The following is a 23,236-nucleotide window of genomic DNA, read 5'->3' as shown; positions in this document are numbered from 1 at the left end:
TGAGGTCGTCCACGATGTCAGCCCTTCCCCGCCCCGAACCGCAGCCCGTCCATCAACAGCTTGACCAGCCGCCGCGAGCGGTCGCGCCACTCCGGCGTGTCGGGCGCGGAGTAGATGCCCGACAGCGCGTGCAGCACGTCGGAGGCATCGACGTCGCCACGGATGGTCCCGTCGGCCACCGCCGCCTCGACCAGTTGCCGCAAGGCCTGCGAGACCCGCCCCGACGTGTCGGAGAACAGCGTGGAATTGGTTGTCAGCAGGATGCGCAGGCTGGTCGCCAGGCCGCGCTTGGTGGCGATGTAGTCGACGAAGCGCCGCATCCACTCGTCCAGCGCGACATCGGAGGGATGTTTCGCGGCAAGCTCGCCGGCGGCGGCGCACAGCGCCTCGACCTCGCGGCGGTAGACCACCTCGACCAGATGCTCGCGCGTCGGGAAATGCCGGTAGAGCGTGCCGATGCCGACGCCGGCGCGACGCGCGATCTCCTCCAGCGAGGCATCGATGCCGCGCTCGGCAAACACCGAAGCCGCCACCTCGACCAGCCGGTCGCGGTTGCGCCGGGCATCCGCGCGCAGCGGCTTTTCCTCTGCGGCGGTCTTCGTTTCGGCGATTGCGGACGGCTCGACGGCCAATTTTTTCTCCACATTGTGTCAGGGGCTTGAACCCGGCCGGGTCAGCCCCCACGTAATAAACGGAGGCACCTCCGCTTTAGTGGAGTGCCTTCATCATATAAGAAGGGGAACGGGTATGTCACGTCTTTCAAAGCCGCTAGCCACAGCTCCCCTGCCAGCCGGGGATTGACGAAGACGCCCTTGCCCTCCCCCGCCCCGACACCAGATCATTCCCCTCAGCGTCAAGCAACTGGAGCCAGACGCCCATGACGAAAATCCCCGTCCATCTCGACATCAACGGCCGGCACCACGAATTGCAGATTGAGCCGCGCGTGACGCTGCTCGATGCTCTGCGCGAGCGGCTCGGCCTGACCGGCACCAAGAAGGGCTGCGACCATGGCCAGTGCGGCGCCTGCACCGTGCACATAGACGGCGAGCGCGTGCTGGCTTGTCTGACGCTGGCCGCGCAAGCCGAGGGCCGCGCCATCACCACCATAGAGGGGCTTGCACGGGAGGGCGAACTGCATCCCGTGCAGGCTGCCTTCCTCGAACAGGACGCCTTCCAGTGCGGCTATTGCACGCCCGGCCAGATCATGTCGGCGGTGGCCTGCATCCGCGAGGGCCATGCCGGCTCCGACGAGGAAATCCGCGAATACATGGCCGGCAATCTCTGCCGCTGCGGCGCCTATCCGCACATCGTTGCCGCCGTCCGCCAGGCAGCCCAGGAGTTCGCATCATGAGGGATTTTTCATACCTGCGCGCCACTTCGACTGACGCCGCACGCCAGGCGGCCGCCCTGCCCGGCGCCATGCTGCTGGCCGGCGGCACCGCGCTGATCGACCTCGCCAAATGCGGCGTCGCCGAGCCCGACACGCTGGTCGACATCACCCATCTCAAGGGGCTCGACCGGATCGCGGTCGACGAGCGCGGCGCCACCATCGGCGCGCTCGCCAGAATGGGCCATGTCGCCGACCATGCCGACATCAAGAGCCGCTTCCCCGCCATCTCGGAAGCGCTGTGGCAGGCGGCGTCGGCGCAGATCCGCAACATGGCGACCATCGGCGGCAATCTGATGCAGCGCACGCGCTGCCCCTATTTCCGCGATCCCGTGAATTTTGCCGCCTGCAACAAGCGTGTATCAGGCAGCGGCTGTTCGGCCATCGGCGGAGTCACCAGGGGACACGCGGTGCTCGGCACCAGCGAGGCCTGTATCGCCATGTATCCCGGCGACCTCGCCACCGCCTTGGTCGCCTTCGACGCAACAGTTCATCTGGGCGAGCGCAAGCTTCTGGTGGATGACTTCTTCCTGCTGCCCGGCACCACGCCCGACAGGGAACACGCGATCGAGCCGGGCGAGATGATCACCGCAATCGCAATCCCTGCCTCCGCGGCAGCCCGCCGCTCGACCTATCTGAAGATCCGCGACCGGCAATCCTATGAATTCGCCGCCGCGAGTGCCGCTGTCGGCATCGAATTCGAAGCAGATGGCCGCACCATCCGCGATCTGCGCGTCGCGCTCGGCGGCGTCGCGACCAAGCCCTGGCGCGTCCGTGCCGTGGAAGACGCCCTGAAGGGGAAGGTGCTGGAGCCGGAAACCGTCCGTGCCGCCAGCCTGCTCGCCGTCGAAGGCGCCGTCGACCATGGCGCCAACCATTACAAGATCGAGCTCGCGCCGCGCGTTGTCGCGCGCGCCATCCTCAAATTGGGAGAGACGGCATGACCGTTCACAACATCAGAGTTGGTGAATCGAAACGGGGCGACGCCTCCGACGGCACACTGGCGGAGGCCGTCGGCGGCCGGCTGTCTCGCGTCGACGGCCCGGCCAAGATCACCGGTGCCGCGAAATACGCGGTCGAACAGCAGCTCGAAGGACTGGCTTATGCCGTGCTGGTCGAAAGCACGATCGCCTCGGGCAAGGTACGCGCGATCGACACGGCAAGCGCTGAAGCCTCGCCCGGCGTGCTGCAAATGCTGACGCCGGATACCATCATCAGCCTGAGGACCGCGTCGGACTGGCTCGGCACGACGCCGCCGGACAAGCCCTATTGCCCGCTGGCCCGCGACATCACCTTCTCGGGCCAGCATGTCGCGGCGGTTGTCGCCGAAACCTTCGAGCAGGCGGTCGCCGCCGCAGCCCTGGTCAAGGTCAGCTACGACGAGACGCCTTCCATCGTCGACCTCAGCGACGGCAAGGCCGGTGACGGCATTGCGATCGACGCCATGACCAAGGAATGGGGCGATGCGCCCGCCGCCTTCGCCGCCGCGCCGGTGCGCATCTGCGCCGCCTACAACACGCCGCGCGAATACCAGGCGCCGATGGAGCCGCATGGCCTGATTGCGCGCTGGGAAGGTGATCGTCTGACCGTGTGGGAGCCGAGCCAGTGGCTCGACGGCATGGCCCGCACCTATGCCGAATGGTTCGAAGTGCCGTTCGAGAATGTGCGGCTGGTCTCGCCCTATATTGGCGGCGGCTTCGGCTCCAAGGCGCTGGCGCTGAGCCACGGTGCGGTGGCGGCAAGTGCCGCCAAAATGATCGGCCGCCCGGTGAAGCTGGTGATGACGCGGCCGCAGACCTTTACCGGCTATGGCGGCCGCGCCGCGACGCGCCAGACCGTGACCATCGGCGCCGACCGCGACGGCGTGATTCAGTCGATCGTGCATCGCGGCGTCAATGAAACGTCCATCGACGGCATGTGGGTCGAGCCGCTGGGTTCGGTCACCTCGATCATGTACGCGACGCCGAATTTCTCCTCGAAGCAGAATGTCGTGCGGGTCAATTCCGTGGTGCCGGGCGCCATGCGCGCGCCGGGCGAAAATCCCTCGGCCTTCGGCATCGAAAGCGCCATCGACGAGCTCGCCTATGAGGTCGGCATCGATCCATTGGAAATCCGCCTGCGCAACTATGCCGAACAGGATCCGCACGCGAAAAAGGCCTGGTCGACCAGGCAGTTGCGCGAGGCTTTTGCCGCGGGCGCCGAACGCTTCGGCTGGTCCAGGCGCTCGCCGAAACCGCGCTCGATGCGCGACGGCAACCAGCTGATCGGCTGGGGCGTCGCCGCCGGCACCTATCCGGTGCGGCGCGCCTATGGCGAGGCCGTCGTGCGCATCCTGGCCGACGGCTCGGTCGAGGTCGAAAGCTCCTCGATCGACATGGGCCAGGGCACCTACACCATCCTGGCGCAGACCGCCGCCGAGACGCTCGGCGTGCCGGCCGACGATGTGGTGGTGAAGCTCGGCGACTCCCGCTTTGCCCGCGCCGGCGTCAGCGGCGGTTCGCGCCTGGCCGGCGTGATGACGGGTGCTGTTCACAAGGCCGCGACCTCGGCGCTCGATCAACTGGTGGGGCTCGCCATCAGTGATCCGCGCTCGCCCTTCCACGCACTGCAGGCCAACACTCTGGTTGTCGCCAATGGCCGCATCGGCTCGCCGCGCGGCGATGGCCCCGATGTCTCGATCGCCGAACTGTTCAAGAGCGTCGGCCGCGACCGCATCGAGGCGACCGGCGACACCATGCCGGCCAATTCGACCGCCGAGGACCGCTACAAGAACTACACCACCATCGCCATGGCGTTGCCGCACACCGAGGGCGACTATTCGCGCTATTCCTGGTGCGCGCATTTCATCGAGGTCCGCGTCGACGAGGATTTCGGCACGGTGCGCGTCTCGCGCGTGGTGTCGGCGCTGGATTCCGGCCGGCTCTACAACCCCAAGCTCGCCGAAAGCCAATGGAAGGGCGGCATCATCATGGGCATCGGCCAGGCGCTGCTGGAAGAAGGCATCATGGATCGTCGCCATGGCCGCATCGTCAACAACAACCTCGCCGACTACCTGGTGCCGACCAATGCCGACATCCCGGACATCGAGGTGATCTCGGTCGGCATTCCCGACCCGCACTCCTCGGCGCTCGGCGGCAAGGGTGTGGGTGAGCTCGGCATCGTCGGTGTCGCGCCCGCGATCGCCAATGCGGTGTTCCACGCGACGGGGAAGAGGGTACGCGATTTGCCGATCACGCTGGAGAAGCTGATCTGAAATGGAGCGCGTAATCTCCTTTTGCGGTGGAGATTACGCGCTCGGTCACTTTCGCCCCTACCACTCCAGCCCGAACACCAGCTTGCCGAAGTGCAGGCCGCCGGCGGCCATGTGGGCGTAGGCCTCGGTCGCCTCGTCAGGTGAAAACACCTTGTCGACGACCGGCTTGATCCCCGCGGCGCCGATGGCGCGGGCGGCGTCGCGAAGGTCGGACACCGACCCGGTGTTGTTGCCGATCACCTTCAGCGCCTTGATGATGATCGGCAGCAGGTTGATCGTGGCCTCGGCGCCGGTGACGAAACCGATGGTGAACAGCGTGCCGCCGGGCGCGGTGGCGTTGACGGCGCGGGCGAAGGTGGCGGTGCCGCCGGTCTCGACGACGAGGTCGGCGCCGAGCCCGCCCGTCAGCTCAAGCACCTTGCCGTCCCAGTCTGACGTCGCGCGGTAGTTGATGAGATGATCGGCGCCCAGCGCCTTCGCCCGTTCCAGCTTCTCGTCCGACGACGAGGTGATGATGACGGTGGCGCCGGCCGCCTTGGCAAGCTGCAGGGTGAAGATCGAGACGCCGCCGGTGCCGAGCAGCACGACGACCGAGCCCGGCCCGACATTGGCGGCGCGGATGGCATTCCATGCCGTGGTGCCGGCGATCGGCAATGTCGACGCCGCCTCGAAGGAGAGATGCGCCGGGACCGGCACGAGCGAATTGGCCGGCAGCGCCACATATTCGGCCAGCGACCCCGGCAGCGAGATGCCGCGCATCTGCGTCATCTCGTAGGGCCGCGGCCGGCCGCCGATCCAGCGCGGCTTGGCATGGGCGACGACGCGATCGCCGGTGCTGAAACTCGTAACGCCCTCGCCCAGAGCGACGATCTCGCCGGCGCCGTCGGCGACGGGGATGAGCGGAAAGCTCGGGCCCGGATAATTGCCGCTCGCCACCGCGACGTCGACGAAATTGAGGCTTGCCGCACGCTGGCGGATCAGCACCTCGCCGCGCTGCGGTTCGGGGGTGGCGACGGTGGCGGCACGGAAGGCGTCGAGCCTGGGTTGGCTCAGTTCGATGGCTTTCATGGTTTCACTCCGGTGAGATGATTGAGGGTTGAGTGAACCTATCTGTTGCGCTATTTATGGATAATCGTTCCATTTTGCATTTGAGTAATGCGAAACATGCAGCAATCTCATGAACCGGCGGCCCTTGCCGAAATGGCGGCCTTCGCGGCCATCGCCGAGGCGCGCTCCTTCACCAGGGCGGCGGCGCGTGTCGGGCGCGACGCGACCATCCTGTCGCGGCGCCTGCAATCGCTGGAGGAGCGGCTGGGGGTCAGGCTGCTGCATCGCACGACACGCAGCGTGTCGCTGACCGAAGCCGGTGCCGAATTCCTGGTGCGCGTGCGCGCCATCCTCGCCTCCGTCGACGAGGCCGAGGCCGCCGCGTCGGCGCATGCCGGTGGCAGCCCGCGCGGCCTGCTCAGGCTGGCGCTGCCTGGCACGTTCGGGCGCATGTGGATTGGACCGCTGCTGCCGCAATTCCTTGCCGAATTTCCCGATATCCGCATCGAGGCCGAATTCTCCAACCGCTTCGCCGATCTGGTCGCCGAGAATTTCGACGTCGCCGTGCGGCTCGGCGCGCTGGAGGATTCGCGCCTGGTGGCACGCAAGGTGGCGACGCGGCGCCGGCTGCTTTGCGCCGCCCCCGCCTATCTCGCCCGAAGAGGCAGGCCACGGACGCCGCAGGCGCTGCTCGAACATTCCTGCCTGGGCTTCAGCGGCTTCCAGACCTTTCCGGCCTGGGAGATGACCGACCACGAGGGCCGGCGCGCACGCGTCGAGGTTTCCGGGCCGTTGGTCAGCGACGATGCCGAGGTGCTGGTCGAGGCCGCGGTGCAGGGCCTCGGCCTGATGATGAGCACCGACTGGCTGATCGGACGCGAACTCGCCGACGGACGGCTGGTGCCTGTCCTGGAGGAGTGGACGCTGGCCGATGAAGGCGCGGTCTATGTCGTCGTGCCCTCGGCCAAGGGACAAGCCGCCAAGACCCGCGCCTTCGCCGACTGGATCGGTAAGCGATTTTCGCCGGAGCCACCCTGGCGAAGGTAAGGGCGACGTAGCGGGCGTTCGCGCCGGCGATCGAACGCGGTGCACACACCCCAAAAAAAGGGGAGATAGGCACTTCCGGCGGTCGCGCCCTACCCTTTCGCCGCCAGCAAATTCGCATCCCGCGCCAGCCGCCAGCGGCCGTCATTCTCCTTGCGCAGCAACGTCAGCGTATAGCCCGACCGATGCACCGGCTCGCCGCCGGGCGGTGTCGCCGTCATATCGATGCGGTTGCGTATATAGGCCCAGTCGCCGAGCAGTTTGAGCTCAACGATCTCGCTGTCGCCATCGATCTTGGTCTCGCCCATGCTCCTGGAGGTGGCGGCGAAGGCTTCCTTGCCGAAGGGCTCCTTGCCGGGAACCATGAAGACGACATCGTCCGTCATCAGGCCAAGCACGGTCTCCAGATCGCCATTCCGGCTCGCCGCCATCCAGGTCTCGACCACGTGGCGGATCGCGGTTGCGTCATCGGTCATCGGTTTATCTCCTTGCAATCGTCGGCGATCGGATTGTCGTAAATACCTAGTGCAATCGCCTTCGCCAGCAACGCCGCAGGCGGAACCCGAGCGCTATCGCCCGCGTTTTGTGACGGAGGACTCCACGAAATGGAGAAGGACAATGGCAAGCGCAGCTGACCGCGATCCGCGGCACCACACACAGAAGATGCAGAAGGCATTCAAGGAGATTCAGGACCACCTGCGGGAAGATGTCGCAAAGGTCGATGAGCCCCAGTTCAAGGCGATGTTCGAGACGTCGGCGGAGGTTCTGGGCGGATTGATCAAGGCGTTCCAGGATTATGAGCAGAAGAATGAAGCAGCTTGGCGGTAGCCTGGCTTCGTCGTGAAAAAAGAGAGGCAGGACCATGTCCGCGTCCGCGACTGTCAATGTCCGCTATATGGTCAGCGACGTCGATGACGCCGTGGCCTGGTACACGCAGCATCTGGGGTTTGAGCAACTTTCGAACCATGCGCCGGCGTTCGCGGACGTCAGACGCGGAGCGCTTCGCCTGCTTTTGAGCGGTCCGACCAGCTCGGCGGGCAGACCGATGCCCGACGGTGAACGGCCGGGACCCGGAGGTTGGAACCGCATTCATCTGATCGTCGAGGACCTGGCGGCGGAGGTCGCCCGGTTGCGCACTGCGGGCCTCAACTTCCGCAATGAAATCGTGACGGGGCCAGGCGGCTCGCAGATCTTGCTGGTCGACCCTTCCGGCAATCTGGTGGAACTGTTCGAGCCGGCCAAGAGCAGATAAGCGATCCACTCAGGGGAGATTGGCAGCTCGCCGGTTTTCACCAATCTCTATATGATGCCCCCGCCACGGTCGGGACCGATAATGAAAAGCGCGCTGGCAATCGTCGCACTAGCACTTGTAGCCACCCCTTTCGCCCATGCCGCACCTTGCGACTGGTCGCCCGGATGGAGGAGGACGAAGGCGGCGAGGCCGATTGACTCTGCCGACGAGGGAAGAGACCGGCAGCGTCAATGCCTCACTTCCCCTGCCCCTTCATGAACTGGCTGAGCAGATCCACCGGCAGCGGGAATACCACCGTCGACGAGCGCTCGCCGGCAATGTCGTGCAGGGCCTCGAAATAGCGCAGTTGCATGGCCTGCGGCTCGGCCGCCAGCATCCGGCCCGCCTCGACCAGTTTCGCCGCCGCCTGCTGCTCGCCATCGGCATTGATCACCTTGGCGCGCCGCAGCCGCTCGGCCTCGGCCTGCTTGGCGATGGCGCGGATCATGCTCTCGTTCAGGTCGACATGCTTGATCTCGACATTCGAGACCTTGATGCCCCAGGCGTCGGTGCGCTGGTCGAGGATCTCCTGGATGTCGCTGTTGAGCTTGTCGCGCTCGGCCAGCATCTCGTCGAGCTCGTGCTTGCCGAGCACCGAGCGCAGGGTGGTCTGCGCCAGCTGGTTGGTGGCGGCCATGTAGTCCGCGACCTGGATGATCGCGCGCTCGGCGTCGACGATGCGGAAATAGAGCACCGCGTTCACCTTCACCGAGACGTTGTCGCGCGAAATCACGTCCTGCGGCGGCACATCCTGCACCACCACGCGCAGGTCGACCTTCACCATCTGCTGCACGAAGGGGACGAGGATGATGAGGCCAGGACCCTTGACCCCGGTGAAGCGGCCAAGCGTGAAGACCACGCCGCGCTGATATTCCCTGAGGATACGGACAGCCGCCGACAGGAACATGATCACGACCAGCGCAACGACCAGATAGGCCACATAACCAACCATCATTGTCTTGCTCCATTCCTTGCCGCATCGCGCCGCCGCACGGTCAGCACGAGGTCGCTTATCTCGGTGACCTCGACGCTGTCGCCGGCTGCGATCGGTTCGTCCGCCCTTGCCCGCCAGCGCTCGCCCAAAGCCAGCACATGGCCCTCGCCGCCCTGCCAGTCGAGGATCTCGACCGGCAGGCCGCGCATCGCCTCGCCGCCGACGCGCGGCGGGTTCCTGCGTGCCGCCCAGACATAGGTGCCGGTCAGCAGCGCCAGCCCAAGCGTCAGCGCGGCGGCGGGGCCGATGACGGCCCATGACATGGCAAAGCCCGGCCCCTCCACCCTCAGCAGCATGGCGGCGCCGAAAAGAAAGGCGGCCACGCCGCTGACCCCAAGCAAGACGGTGGGATTGAGGGCCTCGATGATGAGGAAGGCGATGCCGAGCAGCATCAGCGCAAGGCCGGTATAGTTGATCGGCAGGAGGTTGAGTGCATAGAGCCCGAGCACCAGGCAGATGGTGCCGATGACGCCGGGCGCGACCGCGCCGGGACTGGTGAACTCGAAGACGATGCCATAGACTCCGACCAGCATCAGGATGACCGCGATGTTCGGATCGGTGATGACCGAAAGAAGCTGGATGAACCAGCCGGGCTCCAGCGTCTCGACCGGCAGCCCCTTGGTCGCCAGCACCACTTTTTTGCCGGCCACATCGACGGTGCGCCCATCGGCCAGTTGCAACAGCTCGGTGGTGTCGTGGGCGACGAAGTCGATGACATGCTGCTGCAGCGCCGCATTGGCCGACAGGCTTGCCGCCTCGCGCACCGCCTTCTCGCCCCAGTCGCCATTGCGCCCGCGCAGTTCGGCGAGCGAGCGGATCAGGGCGACCGCGTCGTTGGTCACCTTGGCCATCATCGCGTCGCCCGCCGGCCGACCGTCCTCACCCTTCTGGTCGCCTTGGTCCTTTTGGTCGCCCCGGTTCTTCTGGTCGCCCTGGTTCTTCTGGTCGCCCTGGTTCTTCTGGTCGCCATTGTCGCCGCCCGGCAGCGACGGCAGCCCGCCGATCTCGACCGGTGTCGCCGCGCCGAGATTGGTGCCGGGCGCCATCGCCGCGATATGGGTAGCGTAGAGGATATAGGTGCCGGCACTCGCCGCATGGCCTCCGGCCGGCGCGACATAGCCGATGACGGGCACCGGCGAGGCCAGGATGTCGGCGATCATCTCGCGCATCGAGGTGACCAGCCCGCCGGGCGTATCGAGTTGCAGGATGAGGACTGCGGCGTCCCGCTTGGCGGCGACATCGAGCGCTTCCTCGAGTTGCCTGGTGCTCGCTGGCCCGATGGCGCCGTCAATGGCGACGCTGAGCGCAACCCTCTCGCTCCCAACCGAGGCGAAGGGAGAAAATGCAGCCGCGGCGACAAAAGCCACGGCAAGAAGGGCCACCCGCGCGAAGGACACGCTCAACGCTCCATGGACTCAATATGGGTGGTGTCCCGGCGAAGTCCAATGGAAGCTGATGGCGCCGATTGGGGCGAAGGCCGATGTGACGGCGAATGGCGTTTCCCCGCGCGGCACGTGCGCGGGGCGTTCGGCGACGCGCCGGTGTTGCATTGTCCCGCGCCTGGCGTCTTGGGCTGGATCGCACTGGAATTGCCCTGGAATGCACCGCCGCGCTTTCCCGATCGCTGTGGCCGATCAGCCGCGGCCGATCGGCGCGTCAGGAAATCGCTGATTCCTCGGCGAGGCGGAGATTGGCAGCCTCAGGCGGCCCGCACTATGATCCGGGAGCCGCGACGGGCGTGCCAATATCCGCAATGAGTTTGACCAGATCGGCCTGGCGGCGCGTGCCGGTCTTGGCGAAGATGCGGTTGAGGTGGGTCTTCAGCGTGTTCTCGCCGATGCCGAGCGACAACGCGCTTCTGGACGCGGACAATCCGCTGCCGATGCGCAGCAGTACCCGCGCCTCCGCCGGCGTGAGATCGAACAGCGTGGTCAGGACGGCCTCCGGCAGTGGCGAAGAGGACGTCGTGGTCGAGACGAAGACAGCGGCACAGGCGGGCCGGAAAGCCGCGCGCGCGGTGCCTTCGCTCAACGGCAGCACATAGGCGACGGCGGGCGGCTGGCCCGGGGCCGAAATGGGCAGACCGATGCCGCGTGACCCAAGCGAGCCATCCGCCTCCGCGGCGCCGGCGATCGCTTCCAGCAAGGCGCGGGCAACCGCCGGATTCTCCGTCTGCAGCACGCCGTTCCTGGAAAGAATGGGACCATGTCCCGAGAGCATCAGCTCGGCGGCTCCATTGGCATGGAGGATCGCGCCGTTGGCGCCGGTCAGAACGACCGGGACGGCGAGATGGTCAAGCGCCGCGCGATAGAGATTGGCGGCCATGCGGGCCTGATCGAGCAGATCGCCGATCAGCGACGCACGGCGCAGATGCGGCGAGAGCATTGCCAGGAAGCGCTGCTCCTCGGCCGAAATCACCCCCCTGCTTGCCCGCGTGGTGCAACCCATGAGCCCGATCCGGTCCGGCGTATGAACGAATTTGGTGATGCAGCCCTCACGCAATCCCTGCGGTTTGGCCCAATTCTGAAAAAAGGGCGTCCGCTGGAGGTCAGCTTCGCTCATATGCGACAGTGTCGCGACGGGCGTGTCGATATCGCCGACGACCGCGGCCTTCAGCCCGGGAATCGCGTCAAAGTCATAATCCTCCTGGAGCACGCGCATCCGCTCCGGATCCCACGGTGATTGGGCCGCGAAGCGGCCGTGATTGCCGGCGGTGCTGGCAAGCGCGATGGTGGCATAAGCCGCATCCATGGCTTCGGTGATGCGGACCATTACCCCAGTCCACCCGTCGGGGTTCAACACGCAGTCGTAGATATCGCCGACAATCGAATAAAGGACTTCGCTGCTCAGCCTTTCCACCGTTTCTCCTACACCCCGGCATGCCCGCCCCTCCCATGATGGATGGTGGGCAAAAGATGAAACCAGCAATTTTGGACGGCGGGCCGGTGCAAGGACGCCGACCGCGTCTGGACGATTTTGCTGGCGTCATACTTTCGGGTGACGCCAAGCGTGATTGAGCTCGACTAAAGGTCCAATTCGATCCGTTGAACGCTTGGCGACCTATGTCGCTGGTTATTCCTGGAATGGGAAGCGCCGCGTTCGATTTTTTTGAGACTGCGGGTTTAGCGGGGGCGCTTCCTTGTCAAGAAAGACGGTGTTCTCATCGACCGATTTGCCGCCGCATCTTGGCGAAAGCGACCGTTTTTCCCTCTGGCAGGACATCCATGTCGCCGAGATCTGGTCGGTCGAATACGGCATATCGGAAAAACTGCCTTTCCAGGCCGCGATCGAAGCCACGGCCGTCGGATCGCTGGTGCTTGGCCAGATGGCCGGAACGATCCGGCAGGCGACGCGGAAGGCGAGCAACATCGCCGATGACGGCAATGACGGCTACCTGCTGCTGATCAACAAGGCCGACACCGTGCTGAGCGGGGCGCAGGCCGGCCGTGAATACGGCGTCGGTCAGGGGGAAGCCGTCCTGGTCACCGCGGCGGAAGCGCTGAAAATGACCGGCGCCGACTGGAATGTGTGGACGAACGTGGTCGTGCCACGCGCAGTCCTCACCCAGGCCTTCCCGCAGATCGATGACAGGCTGGCGTTGAAGATCGGCGCCGAAAACGAAGCTCTCGATTTCCTCAAACGCTATTGCCAATTGCTCGAGACCGGCCCCCCTCTCGCCTCGCCCGATCTCATAACACATGCCACGGAAACGATCGTCGACCTGATCGGGCTGGTGACCGGCGCAAAGGGCGAGGCTGCCGAACTGGCCGGCCTGCGCGGCCTGCGGGCGGCGAGACTGCAGGCAATCCTGGCCAAGATCACCGACAATTTTGCCAACCCCGGCATCTCCGCGCAAGGCGTCGCGAAGGAACTCGGGCTGTCGGCGCGCTATGTCCAGGATCTGCTCCAGGAGACAGGCGTCAGCTTTTCCGAACGTGTTCTCGAACAGCGCTTGCAGGGAGCACGCAAGATGCTCTCGCAAAGGCACAATGACGCCATGCGCGTCAGCGAAATTGCGCTGATAAACGGCTTCAGCGACGTGTCCTACTTTAACCGCTGTTTCCGCCGCCGCTTCGGCCACACGCCAACGAGCGTGCGATAGATGCGGATGGTTCCGCTGCGGACGGGCGACATGATCCCCTTCCTTCCGGGGCGGAGGGCGGTCCTTCAGCCGCGCCCGAAGCGACCGATGATGCCAAACCATCACAGTGCAGGGAAAAGCCACCGCACCTCGCTCCAGTCCAATTCCGGTGCGGCCCTGCCCAAGACAACAGCCTGCCGCCGATGACATGTCAGCGCCAGGGCGAAACGACTGCCATATCAGGGGATTGAATGCCGCAACACGAATTTGCAAGCCGCAAGGCGAAGGCGTTGAAGTATCTGGCGCTGACGTCGACCGCGCTGGTCTGTCTCGGCCAGCCAATCATTGCCTCGGCAGACGCGATATGGACCGGCGCTGCCTCCACGGACTGGTTCACCGCCGGAAACTGGAAAAACAGCGCTGTTCCCACCTCGGGTGACGACGTCGTGCTCAATCCGAAGTTTCCGAATCCGACCGTGATAGACGGGGCAAATGCGGCCGCGCATAATCTCCTTCTTGGCACCATTGCGAGCTACACAGGCTCGCTGACGATCAAAAGCGGCGGCACGCTCGCCAGCAGTGCGGGCTTTGTAGGCTACCTTACGGACGCGAACGGGGTCGTGACCGTTACGGGAGCAGGCTCGGCCTGGAACAACAGTTCGGACCTCTTCCTTGCCGCCAGTCCGGGCAGCACCGGCACCTTGACGATCTCCAACGGCGGCGCGGTCAGCGACACGGTGGGTCATGTCGGCTCCGGCGGCACCGGCACCGCGACCGTCGACGGGATCGGCTCGACCTGGACCAACAGCGGCGACCTGTACATCGCCGAACATGGCACGGGCACGCTGAACATCACCAAGGGCGGCGCGGTCAGCAATGCGGTAGGCACAATCGGCTGGCATGCGGGCTCCAACGGCGCGGTGACGGTCGATGGTGCGGGTTCGACCTGGACAAACAGTTCGTCGCTCTTCATCGGCCATGCCGGCGTCGGCGCTCTGACCATCTCCAACGGCGGCGCAGTAAGCAATTCCCTCGGTTCGATTGGTGAGCAGGCCGGTTCCAGTGGCTCAGCGACTGTCACCGGCGTCGGCTCGTCCTGGACCAATTCCGGCAATCTACTTGTCGGCTGGGGCGGCGCCGGCACGCTGACGATCCAGAGCGGCGGCGTGGTGAGCAGCGCCAACGGCCAGATCGGCGCCAAATCCGGTTCGACCGGCAGCGTGACAGTCGCCGGCGCCGGCTCGTCCTGGACCAATTCCGGCGAGCTTTATGTCGGCTGGAGCGGCGCCGGCACGCTGACGGTCCAGAACGGTGGCACGGTGAGCAATACCAACGGCTATATCGGTGACAATTTCAGCCCGGCCGCCGCCGCGACGGTGGACGGTGCGGGCTCGCACTGGACCAATTCCGGCCTTCTCTCAATCGGCAATTACGGTGCCGGCGCGCTGACGATCCAGAACGGCGGCGCAGTGAGCGCCATGTCGGGTTACCTCGGCATCAATGCCGATTCGAGCGGCACCCTTACGGTCACCGGAAGCGGATCGACCTGGAGCGACACGAACGGCCTCTACGTTGGAAATGGCGGCACTGGCATACTGAACATCCAGAACGGCGGTCTTGTCAGCAGCAACATCGGCTTTGTCGGTGCCATAGCGGGCTCGACCGGCACGGCGACGGTCGATGGCATAGGTTCGATCTGGAGCATCGCGTCGAGCCTGTTTGTCGGCGACGCCGGCACGGGCACGTTGACGATTTCGAATGGCGGCACGGTCAGCAATGGCGCGGGGGTCATTGGCGCGAAAGCAGGCTCGACCGGCATGGCATTCGTCGATGGCGCGGGTTCGACCTGGACCAATAGCGGCGATGTGCAGGTCGGGCTTGATGGTTCCGGCACGTTGAACATTACAAATGGAGGCAGTGTCGGCGATGTCAATGCCGTGCTTGGGTACGGTGCCGGCGTAGGTACCGGTATCGTAGATGGTGCGGGTTCGAGTTGGTCCAACAGCGGCTATCTACAGGTCGGCGCCGGTTCGATCTCCACATTGGCGATCACGAATGGCGGCGTCGTAAGCGCAGCTAGCGGTTCGGTGGATTCTTCGAGTAAGGCGACTGTCGATGGCATCGGCTCGACCTGGATGAACGTCGGCGGCTTTACTGTGGGCGTTGGCGGAGCAGGCACCGTTTCCGTGTCCGGTGGGGGTGCCCTCGGCGACGTAGACGGCATTTTGGGTTACTATCAGGGCTCCAGCGGAACCGCGACTGTGGATGGCGTGGGTTCGAACTGGGCGAATACCGGCAAACTCATTGTCGGCCAATCAGGAACCGGCACGCTCGAAATCACCAATGGCGGCGCCGTCAGCAACCAGACTGGCTCCGTGGGCTACGACGTGGGGTCCGTGGGAACCGTCGCGGTGGATGGACCGACTTCGAGCTGGACCAATTTCTCGGACCTGCGCGTCGGCTATTTCGGTACGGGCAAGTTGACGATCTCGAATGGCGGCAGCGTCGTCAACCTGGTGAGCACTGTAGGTTCCGCCGCGGGCGCCATCGGCGCCGTGACGGTCGACGGCGTCGGCTCGGTCTGGACCAACAATTCTTCCCTCTATCTCGGCGAAAACGGCACCGGCACGCTGGCGATCTCAAACGGCGGTACGGTCACCAGCTCTGCCGGCTATCTGGCTTTTGAGGCCGGGGCCACGGGGACGGCCGCAGTCAGCGGCGCGGGCTCAACCTGGACCAGCAGCAACCTCCTTCTCGTCGGTCAGCGTGGTACGGGCTCATTGACCGTCTCGAACGGCGGCAAGGTCTCCAGCACCACTGGCAATCTAGGCTTTTATGCCGGGTCCACCGGCAAGGCTGACGTCAGCGGGCCCGGCTCGACATGGGCCAATAGCGGAGATCTCGATATCGGCCTTGGTGGCACAGGCACGCTGACGGTCGCGGATGGCGGCGCCGTGTCGGCCGGCGGCGCGGTCAACATCGCCTTGCTGGCGGGCTCCGTCGGCACGCTGAACATCGGTGCAGCGAGTGGATCGCCGGCGGCGGCCGCGGGCACGCTCGATGCGGCGAGCATCCAGTTCGGCGCCGGCACCGGCTCGCTCAATTTCAACCATACCAGCACGAACAATGGCTTCGCTTCGGCGATCGGCGGACTGGGGACGATCAACCAGATCGCCGGCATCACCAAGTTGACCGGCAATTCCTCCGGCTTCACCGGGACGACGAACCTTTTCGGCGGCGGCCTCTACGTCAACGGCTCCCTCGGCGGCGCGATCAATGTCACCGGCGGCCTGCTTGGCGGGTCGGGCACGGCAGGCAATGTGACCATTGCTTCGGGCGGCACCTTTGCACCGGGAAATTCGATCGGCACGATCAATGTCAGCAACACAACCTTCTCGGCGGGTTCGATTTATGCGGTTGAAGTCGAAAGCGGCGGCACATCCGATCGGATCAGCGCCACCGGTACGGTGACGATCGGCGGCGGCACGGTCGACGTCACCCCCTATCCGGATTATGCGACCGGCACGACCTATACGATCGTCACGGCGGCAGGCGGTGTCACCGGCGCCTTCGACAAGGTCAGTTTTGAAGGCAGCAGCTCGATCTTCATTGCGCCGACGCTCACCTATGACGCGAACAATGTCTATCTCAACCTGGCCAAGGCAAGCTTTGCCAGTGCAGGCCTGACGCCCAACCAGATCGCCACCGGCGGCGGCGCCGACAGCCTTGGCGCCGGCAATCCGCTCTTCGATGCCATCCTGCTGCTACCGACGGCGGCGGCCGCCCAGGACGCCTTCGACCAGCTCTCGGGCGAGATCCATGCCTCGGCCAAGGGCATGCTGCTGGAAGACAGCCGTTTCCTCCGCGACGCCGCCACCAACCGCATCGATGCTGCCTTCGGCGATGCCGGCGCGGCACCACTGCCGGTCATGGCCTATGGCGAGGGCGGACCGGAAATGGTGGCCGCCGACACCGATCGCTTCGCCGTCTGGGGCCAGGCTTTCGGCTCATGGGGCAAGGCGGATTCCGACAGCAACGCCGCCGCCTTCGACCGTTCGACCGGCGGCCTGCTGGCCGGCGCCGACACGCTGCTCGGCGGCTGGCGCGTCGGTGTTCTCGGCGGCTACAGCCATTCGTCCTTCGACGCCGATGATCGCAATTCCTCCGGCAAGAGCGACAGCTACCATCTCGGCCTCTATGGCGGCACCAATTGGGGCGCCATCGCCTTCCGCACCGGTGCCGCCTACAGCTGGAGCAGCCTCTCGACCAGGCGCTCCGTCGCCTTCAACGGCTTCACGGATGCGCTCTCGGCCGACTACGACGCCGGCACCGCGCAGATGTTCGGCGAACTCGCCTACAAAGCTGATGCCGGCAGCTTCAAGTTCGAACCCTTCGCCAACCTCGCCTATGTCAGCCTGCGCACTGACGGCTTTAGCGAAACCGGCGGTGCGGCGGCCTTGACCAGCGCCGGCGCGAGCACCAACGCCACCTTCACCACGCTCGGCCTGCGCGGCTCGACCGATTTTGCGCTTGGCGGCGTCAATGCCACCGCGCGCGGCATGCTCGGCTGGCGCCACGCTTTTGGCGACGTCACACCGACCTCGAGCTTCGCCTTCGCCGGCGGCGACGCCTTCACCATCGCCGGCGTGCCGATCGCCAGGGATGCGGCCGTCATCGAAGCCGGTTTCGACATGAGAATGTCGCCCAATGCGATGCTCGGCCTGTCCTATTCCGGGCAGTTCGGCGGCGGCGCCGTCGACAACGGCGCCAAGGCAAGCCTCAGCGTCAAGTTCTGACGACAACAGGCCGCCGGCTCGCGCCAAATTGACGTCGCCATGCGGTCTGGCATCCACCTCTATTCCGGCGACGGCACCGGCGGCTTCGAGGTCAGCGCCGTCCCGGCGGCAGCGACAATGACGGCGGCGATGCCGGCCAGTTGCGGCGGGGTCAGGCTTTCGTGCAGGAACAGGAAGCCGGCCAGCGCGCCGAGTCCCGGCTCCAGGCAGGTCAGCGTGCCGTAGATGCGGGCTGGCATGCGGGTCAGCGCCACCATCTCCAGGAAGAAAGGCAGCGCGCTGGAAAACAGGCCGACGAGCAGCGCGCTGGCCAGGACCGACGGCGCCAGCAGCCCCGTTCCCGCCTGCGCCACGCCGAAGGGCAGCACCAGCACGGCGGCGATCGCCATGCCATAGGCGGTGGTGCGGGTGCCAAGCTCCGCACCCGCCTTCTGTGCCAGCACGATATAGAGCGCCCAGAAGCCGCCTGCCGCCAGCGCCAGCATCACCCCGGTCGGATCGAGCGGCTGCAAAGAGTGGATGAAGGGCGACAACAGGATGATGCCGGCCAGCGCAAGCGCGATCCAGGCGAAGTCGCTGGCGCGCCGCGAAGCCAGCGTCGCCACCAGCAGCGGCCCGGAAAATTCCAGCGCCACGGCGACGCCGAGCGGGATCCTGGCAAGGGCTGCATAAAACAGCAGGTTGAGCGCGCAGAGCGTCACCCCATAGGCGACCAGCCACGGCAAGGTGGCGCGCGTCGGCCGCATCTGCCAGGGCCGCAGCACCGCGATCAGCATCAGCGCGCCGATCACCAGCCGCAGCGTCGTCGTGCCTTGCGCGCCGATTTGCGGGAACAGGGTTTTGGCGAAGGTGGCGCCGATCTGGATCGACACCATGGCCCCCATCAGCGCCGCGACAGGCAAGGGCGCCGCTTCGCGCCTGGCAACCGGCATCGATGTCACTTCGGTTTGTCCTTCCCTGCCGCGATATGCTGACGCGACGGTATCGGCATAGGCCGAACCGGCCCGCCTGTCCTGAGGCAGTGAAGGCGGCTTGATAGGCTCAAGACAGGTGTCGAGGCGCGCTGGCGCCCTCGCCGTTTCAGCCGCTGAACGACACGCCCCGGCGGCGCATGCCCGCCTGCACGCCGCGCACGATCATCCGGGACAGCATTTCCATGTCCCAGGGCATGCCCGGGCGCCAGACATCCAAGAGCAGGGCTATGCGCGCTTCATCGGCGTTGTTTATCACCTCGTGCGGATAGGTGTCGTCCCACAGCATGCCTTCGCCGTCACTGATCCGTCTTTCCTGATGGTCGATCATCATGATGGTTGCCGGGCGGCCATCGGCCTGGCGCGGGATGACCAGGCCTAGGTGAAACCGCATGATGCCGCGGAACGGCCCGCGATGGCTGGGTATGTGCTTGCGCGGCGCCAGGAACGAGATCGCCGCCGATTTGACTTCCGGGCATTCGGCGAGCAAGCGGCTGAGCACCGGCATGCGCGCCAGGTTCTCCGGCACCGCCATGTCATAGGCCTTGAGCACGAACATGCGCCAGTCGAGACCGTCATTGGCCGAGATATCGGCCTGCTCCGGCATGATGTCATGGAAGCGCGGGACCTTGCCCAGACGCACGCCAAGCGCTTCGTCGCGTATGTCGCGCCAGGCGCCGGTGAATTTCGCCGCGTTCGGAAATTCGCTGGCGGAATCGAGGATCGCCGGCGCGTCAATGCGCCTTTCATAGACACGCCGGATAACATCGGATGCAAGATCGTAGGTGCGCGACATCGCATGGCCTCCGTCGCATCATAAACGGACGGCCCCGATTTTGGTTACACATTTTGTTCACGACGCCGTGCGCTGGCCCCGCCAGCCGTGGCACGATCACCAGCAGCCCTGCCGTCCGTGTATGAAAAGACCGATCATCGTGCGCAGGCCGAGGCCTGCCCCGCAATTGCAGCTCCTTCATTCCCTGAAGGCGCGGCTGATCTGATCCTGCAGCGGTTTGACGAGATAGGAGATCACGGTCCGGTCCGCGGTCTTGATGAAGGATTCGACCGGCATGCCGGGAACCAGCCTGACCTCGCCGAGGCGTGCCACCTCGGCATGCGTGGTCGCGATGCGAACGGTGTAGTAGCTGATGCCGGTGCGCTGGTCGGTCGTCGTGTCCGGTGAGGTCAGTTCGACCGTGCCGTTGATTTGCGGCGTGGTGCGCTGGTTGAAGGCCGAGAAGCGCAGTGCCGCCGGCTGGCCGACCCAGAGCTGGTCGATGTCGCTCGGCGCGATCTTGGCCTCGACTGTCAGGCTGTCGCTGTCGGGCACGATCTGCATGATCGTCTGGCCAGGGGTGATCACGCCGCCGATGGTGTGGGCGATGGACTGCTGCACGACGCCGTCCTGCGGCGCGCGGATGTCGATGCGCCTGAGCTGGTCCTCGGCGGCGATCTTGCGTTCCGTCAGCTCGCCGACCTTGCCGTCGATCTCGCGCAAATCCTTGTTGACGTCGGTGCCGAGTTCGAGGTCGATCTGGAGGATCTGCAAATTGATCTCGGCGATCTTGCCCTGGGCCTGTGCCAGGGCCGCAGTCAGCTGGCCGCGCTCGCCGTCGAGCCGGGCCGACTCGCGCTCCATGGCGGTCAGGCGATCGATCGAGATCAGCCGCTTCTTCCACAGTGCGCGTATGCTGGCCAGTTCCTCCTCGACGAGCGTGATTTCCTGCGACTTGGCTTCGACCTGCGCCGTGTCGCCGCCAATCTCCTTCTGCAGCTGCTGGATGCGCTCCTGCAGCTGGCTCTTCTGGCCGGAACGACCCGCACGCCTTGTCTCGAAAACCTGTTGCTCGCCGGCCATCATCTCGGCGATCGCCGGATCGCCGCGGCGATCGAGAAGCTCTTGCGGAAAGACGATGGTGTCGGAGCCCCGGCGCTCGGCCTCGAGGCGCGCCTCGCGTGCCGACAGCTGGTCAAGCGCCTTGGTGACGACGGCAAGGTTGGCCGCCGGCACGGTCGGGTCGAGGCGCACGAGCAGCGCTCCGCGCTTGACCCGGTCGCCGTCACGCGCCGCGATCTCGCCGACGATGCCTCCGGTCGAATGCTGCACATCCTTGACGTGGGAATCGACGACGAGGACCCCGGAGGCGATGACCGCTCCCGAAATCCGCGTCAGCGAGGCCCAGCCACCGACGCCGCCGACCAGCAGCGCGACCGCAATGAGGCCCAAACGCATGTAGTGCCGGATGGATTGGTGAGAGGTGCCCTGCATCGTTGCGCCTCTCACTCGCCCGCCGCCGCCACGCCGGGCGATGGCGCCGGCCCTTCGGTGGCGAGCCTGAGGTGCGGCACGGTGGCCACAGCCGGTTGCGGCCGCGGAAACAGCTTGGCCAGAACCTCGTCCTTGAGGCCGAACGCCTGGACGCGGCCCTGGTTCATGGCGAGGATGAAATCGACCGTGCCGAGCGCGCTTGGCCGGTGGGCCACGAGCACGACGATGCCGCCACGCTGCCGCACCGAAACGATCGCCTGGAACAACGCCTGCTCGCCTTCGGCGTCGAGGTTGGAATTGGGTTCGTCGAGCACCACCAGGAACGGATCGCGATAGAGCGCGCGGGCCAGCGCGATGCGCTGGCGCTGGCCGGCCGAGACGGCCTCGCCGAGTTCGCCGATCTGCGTCTCGTACCCGTCGCGGAAACCGACAATGAGATCATGCGCGCCGGCTGCCCTGGCGGCTGCAATAACCAATGCGGGATCGGCGTCGGGCTCGAAACGCGCAATGTTCTCGGCGATCGAGCCGGCAAACAGTTCGACGTCCTGCGGCAGATAACCGATGAACTTGCCTCGGTCCTCCGGCGACCACTGGTCGAGGTCGGCGCCGTCGAGCCTGATCCTGCCGGCGGCGGACGGCCAGGCGCCGACGAGCGCCCTGACCAGCGTCGACTTGCCCGAACCGCTCTGGCCGATAATGCCGACGGCATGTCCCGCTTCCAGCGCAAAGCTGGCGTCCTGCACCAGCAGCCGCGGCGTGCCGGGCGCGGCGACGCTGGCATTTTGCATGAAAACGTGGCGGCTCGGCGCCGGCATAGCCATCGGCTCGGCATCGGCCGGCAATGCAGCGAGAATCCTGGTCAGCCGTTGCCAGCCCTGCCGCGCCGTCACGAAACCTTTCCAGTTGGCGATGACCAGATCGACGGGCGCCAACGCCCTGCCGCTCAGGATGGAGGCGGTGATGATGATGCCCGCGGTCGCCTGCTGGTCGATCACCAGCCAGGCGCCGAGGCCGAGCATGGCCGACTGCAAGAGCATGCGCAGCACCTTGGACACGGCGCCGAAGCCTCCGGCGATGTCGCTGACGCTGCGCTGCTCGGCGAGGTAGTCGCGGTTGGCCTCTTCCCATCGTTTCGCCATCCGGCCGCCCATGCCGAGGGCTGCGATGACTTCCGCGTTGCGGTTGCCGGTCGTGGTCAGGCCGTTGCGGACGATGCCGGTCTGGGTGCCCGATGTGACCGGCTTGCGCGTCAGCCGCTCGGCAAAGATGGTCAACAGCACGAGCACGATCGCGCCGATCAGGGCCGTCACGCCAAGAAGCACGTGGAACATGAAGATGATGGCCAGGTAGAGTGGCAGCCATGGCAGATCGAACAGCGCGGTCGGCCCGGAGCCCGACAGGAAGGTCCGCACGCTGTCGAGATCGCGCACCGGCTGCATGGTGTCACCGTTGCGCCCGACCTTGAGCGGCAGCTTGAGGACGCTGGAATAGACACGAGCGCCCAGCGCCTCGTCGAGGGCGCCGCCGATGCGCACCAGGATGCGACCGCGGATGAAATCGAGCACGCCTTGCCCCGCATAGAGGACGGCCACAAGCAGGCTGAGGCCGATCAGCGTCGGCACGCTGCGGCTCGGCAGCACGCGATCATAGACCTCGAGCATATAGATCGAACTGGACAGCATCAGCACATTGAGAACACCGCTGAACAGCGCGATGGCGATGAAGGCCGAGCGGCAGGATTTGATCGCCGCCGCGAGTTCCGATCCCTGCTGCCGGGCTTTGGGTGGCCGCTGCCGGACGCCGGCACTGGCGGGGCCTCGCGCCGCCGCGACGCGGGGGGCATCCGGACCGGGCTCAGCGGTGTCGCGACCGCGTGCCCGAAACAGCGCAAACGCGCCAAATCCCGCCAGAGCCAGGCAGGCCGACACAAGGCCAGGCGACCGCGCCAGCACGCCGCCCAGCCCCGAAAAAACGGCGCAGGCGATCGAAACCAGACCCAAGGACCTGGTCCTTGCCTGCGCCAAGCTGAAGATGGTGGAGCCCCTTCCCATGCCGTGTCATGCGGGCGGCGCCGCGGCTAAGGCACCCGGCCGGAAGGCCGGG

18 protein-coding genes are annotated in these 23,236 nt (G+C 65.9%); 8 read left to right on the top strand and 10 right to left on the bottom strand.

Annotated elements, in window-relative coordinates; genetic code table 11:
* Nucleotides 1-17: 17 nt before the first annotated feature.
* The gene (locus tag CK227_RS27915; protein WP_095775205.1) at nucleotides 18-632 is read right to left on the bottom strand and encodes a TetR/AcrR family transcriptional regulator; all 615 of its coding nucleotides are present in this window, start codon (nucleotides 630-632) and stop codon (nucleotides 18-20) included.
* A gap of 245 nt (nucleotides 633-877) precedes the next feature.
* Between CK227_RS27915 and CK227_RS27910 the strand changes: the two genes are divergently transcribed.
* Genes CK227_RS27910 through CK227_RS27900 form a run of 3 tightly spaced genes read left to right on the top strand, consistent with a single transcriptional unit; the run spans nucleotide 878 to nucleotide 4,640 of the window.
* Entirely contained in the window at nucleotides 878-1,351 is a 474-nt protein-coding gene (locus tag CK227_RS27910; RefSeq protein ID WP_095775174.1) for a (2Fe-2S)-binding protein, read from the top strand.
* Entirely contained in the window at nucleotides 1,348-2,331 is a 984-nt protein-coding gene (locus tag CK227_RS27905) for a xanthine dehydrogenase family protein subunit M (protein ID WP_095775173.1), read from the top strand. Before CK227_RS27910 ends, CK227_RS27905 begins: the two co-directional genes overlap by 4 nt.
* Nucleotides 2,328-4,640 carry a xanthine dehydrogenase family protein molybdopterin-binding subunit gene (locus tag CK227_RS27900; RefSeq protein ID WP_095775172.1) on the top strand — a complete coding sequence of 771 codons (2,313 nt, stop codon included), beginning with the start codon at nucleotides 2,328-2,330 and terminating at the stop codon, nucleotides 4,638-4,640. Before CK227_RS27905 ends, CK227_RS27900 begins: the two co-directional genes overlap by 4 nt.
* A gap of 57 nt (nucleotides 4,641-4,697) precedes the next feature.
* Here CK227_RS27900 and CK227_RS27895 read toward each other — a convergent pair whose 3' ends face one another.
* Nucleotides 4,698-5,708: an NAD(P)-dependent alcohol dehydrogenase gene (locus CK227_RS27895; RefSeq protein ID WP_095775171.1), complete on the bottom strand. Its 1,011-nt coding sequence runs from the start codon at nucleotides 5,706-5,708 to the stop codon at nucleotides 4,698-4,700.
* Between the two features lie 96 nt (nucleotides 5,709-5,804).
* Here CK227_RS27895 and CK227_RS27890 point away from each other — a divergent pair, with 96 nt between their 5' ends.
* Nucleotides 5,805-6,734 carry a LysR family transcriptional regulator gene (locus CK227_RS27890; protein ID WP_095775170.1) on the top strand — a complete coding sequence of 310 codons (930 nt, stop codon included), beginning with the start codon at nucleotides 5,805-5,807 and terminating at the stop codon, nucleotides 6,732-6,734.
* 89 nt (nucleotides 6,735-6,823) lie between these two features.
* On the opposite strand, the gene CK227_RS27885 is transcribed toward CK227_RS27890, so the two are convergent.
* Nucleotides 6,824-7,207, bottom strand: a complete 384-nt coding sequence (locus CK227_RS27885) for an SgcJ/EcaC family oxidoreductase (protein WP_095775169.1) — start codon at nucleotides 7,205-7,207, stop codon at nucleotides 6,824-6,826.
* Nucleotides 7,208-7,349: 142 nt separating this feature from the next.
* Here CK227_RS27885 and CK227_RS27880 point away from each other — a divergent pair, with 142 nt between their 5' ends.
* Both CK227_RS27880 and CK227_RS27875 read left to right on the top strand, forming a co-directional pair.
* Nucleotides 7,350-7,559, top strand: coding sequence for a hypothetical protein (locus CK227_RS27880; protein WP_095775168.1), 210 nt, complete (start codon nucleotides 7,350-7,352; stop codon nucleotides 7,557-7,559).
* Nucleotides 7,560-7,593: 34 nt separating this feature from the next.
* Complete coding sequence (locus CK227_RS27875) at nucleotides 7,594-7,983, top strand: VOC family protein (protein ID WP_095775167.1); 390 nt, start codon at nucleotides 7,594-7,596, stop codon at nucleotides 7,981-7,983.
* A gap of 235 nt (nucleotides 7,984-8,218) precedes the next feature.
* On the opposite strand, the gene CK227_RS27870 is transcribed toward CK227_RS27875, so the two are convergent.
* From CK227_RS27870 to CK227_RS27860, 3 genes are all read right to left on the bottom strand, one after another.
* Nucleotides 8,219-8,977 carry a slipin family protein gene (locus CK227_RS27870; RefSeq protein WP_095775166.1) on the bottom strand — a complete coding sequence of 253 codons (759 nt, stop codon included), beginning with the start codon at nucleotides 8,975-8,977 and terminating at the stop codon, nucleotides 8,219-8,221.
* Nucleotides 8,974-10,413, bottom strand: coding sequence for a nodulation protein NfeD (locus tag CK227_RS27865; RefSeq protein WP_095775204.1), 1,440 nt, complete (start codon nucleotides 10,411-10,413; stop codon nucleotides 8,974-8,976). The genes CK227_RS27870 and CK227_RS27865 overlap by 4 nt, the downstream gene beginning before the upstream one ends.
* 316 nt (nucleotides 10,414-10,729) lie before the next feature.
* A complete protein-coding gene (locus tag CK227_RS27860; protein ID WP_095775165.1) occupies nucleotides 10,730-11,875 on the bottom strand; it encodes a helix-turn-helix transcriptional regulator in 1,146 nt (381 codons plus the stop codon).
* Between the two features lie 280 nt (nucleotides 11,876-12,155).
* Here CK227_RS27860 and CK227_RS27855 point away from each other — a divergent pair, with 280 nt between their 5' ends.
* Together CK227_RS27855 and CK227_RS27850 are read left to right on the top strand one after the other, a co-directional pair.
* The gene (locus tag CK227_RS27855; protein WP_095775164.1) at nucleotides 12,156-13,118 is read left to right on the top strand and encodes an AraC family transcriptional regulator; all 963 of its coding nucleotides are present in this window, start codon (nucleotides 12,156-12,158) and stop codon (nucleotides 13,116-13,118) included.
* 230 nt (nucleotides 13,119-13,348) lie between these two features.
* On the top strand, nucleotides 13,349-17,893 hold the full coding sequence (locus tag CK227_RS27850; RefSeq protein ID WP_095775163.1) for an autotransporter outer membrane beta-barrel domain-containing protein: 4,545 nt from the start codon (nucleotides 13,349-13,351) through the stop codon (nucleotides 17,891-17,893).
* Nucleotides 17,894-17,952: 59 nt separating this feature from the next.
* Here the strand turns inward: CK227_RS27850 and CK227_RS27845 are convergent, their stop codons facing one another.
* The 4 genes from CK227_RS27845 to CK227_RS27830 form a co-directional block, all read right to left on the bottom strand.
* Nucleotides 17,953-18,834: a DMT family transporter gene (locus CK227_RS27845; protein WP_095775162.1), complete on the bottom strand. Its 882-nt coding sequence runs from the start codon at nucleotides 18,832-18,834 to the stop codon at nucleotides 17,953-17,955.
* Between the two features lie 139 nt (nucleotides 18,835-18,973).
* Nucleotides 18,974-19,660, bottom strand: coding sequence for an aspartyl/asparaginyl beta-hydroxylase domain-containing protein (locus CK227_RS27840; protein WP_095775161.1), 687 nt, complete (start codon nucleotides 19,658-19,660; stop codon nucleotides 18,974-18,976).
* A gap of 177 nt (nucleotides 19,661-19,837) precedes the next feature.
* Entirely contained in the window at nucleotides 19,838-21,133 is a 1,296-nt protein-coding gene (locus CK227_RS27835; RefSeq protein WP_095775203.1) for an HlyD family type I secretion periplasmic adaptor subunit, read from the bottom strand.
* Nucleotides 21,134-21,144: 11 nt separating this feature from the next.
* Nucleotides 21,145-22,878: a type I secretion system permease/ATPase gene (locus CK227_RS27830; RefSeq protein WP_142885590.1), complete on the bottom strand. Its 1,734-nt coding sequence runs from the start codon at nucleotides 22,876-22,878 to the stop codon at nucleotides 21,145-21,147.
* Nucleotides 22,879-23,236: the final 358 nt, after the last annotated feature.

This window comes from Mesorhizobium sp. WSM4308 (assembly GCF_002294905.1).
In the GTDB taxonomy this organism is placed as follows: Bacteria; Pseudomonadota; Alphaproteobacteria; order Rhizobiales; family Rhizobiaceae; genus Mesorhizobium.
This window is presented reverse-complemented; position numbering and strand designations above follow the sequence as displayed.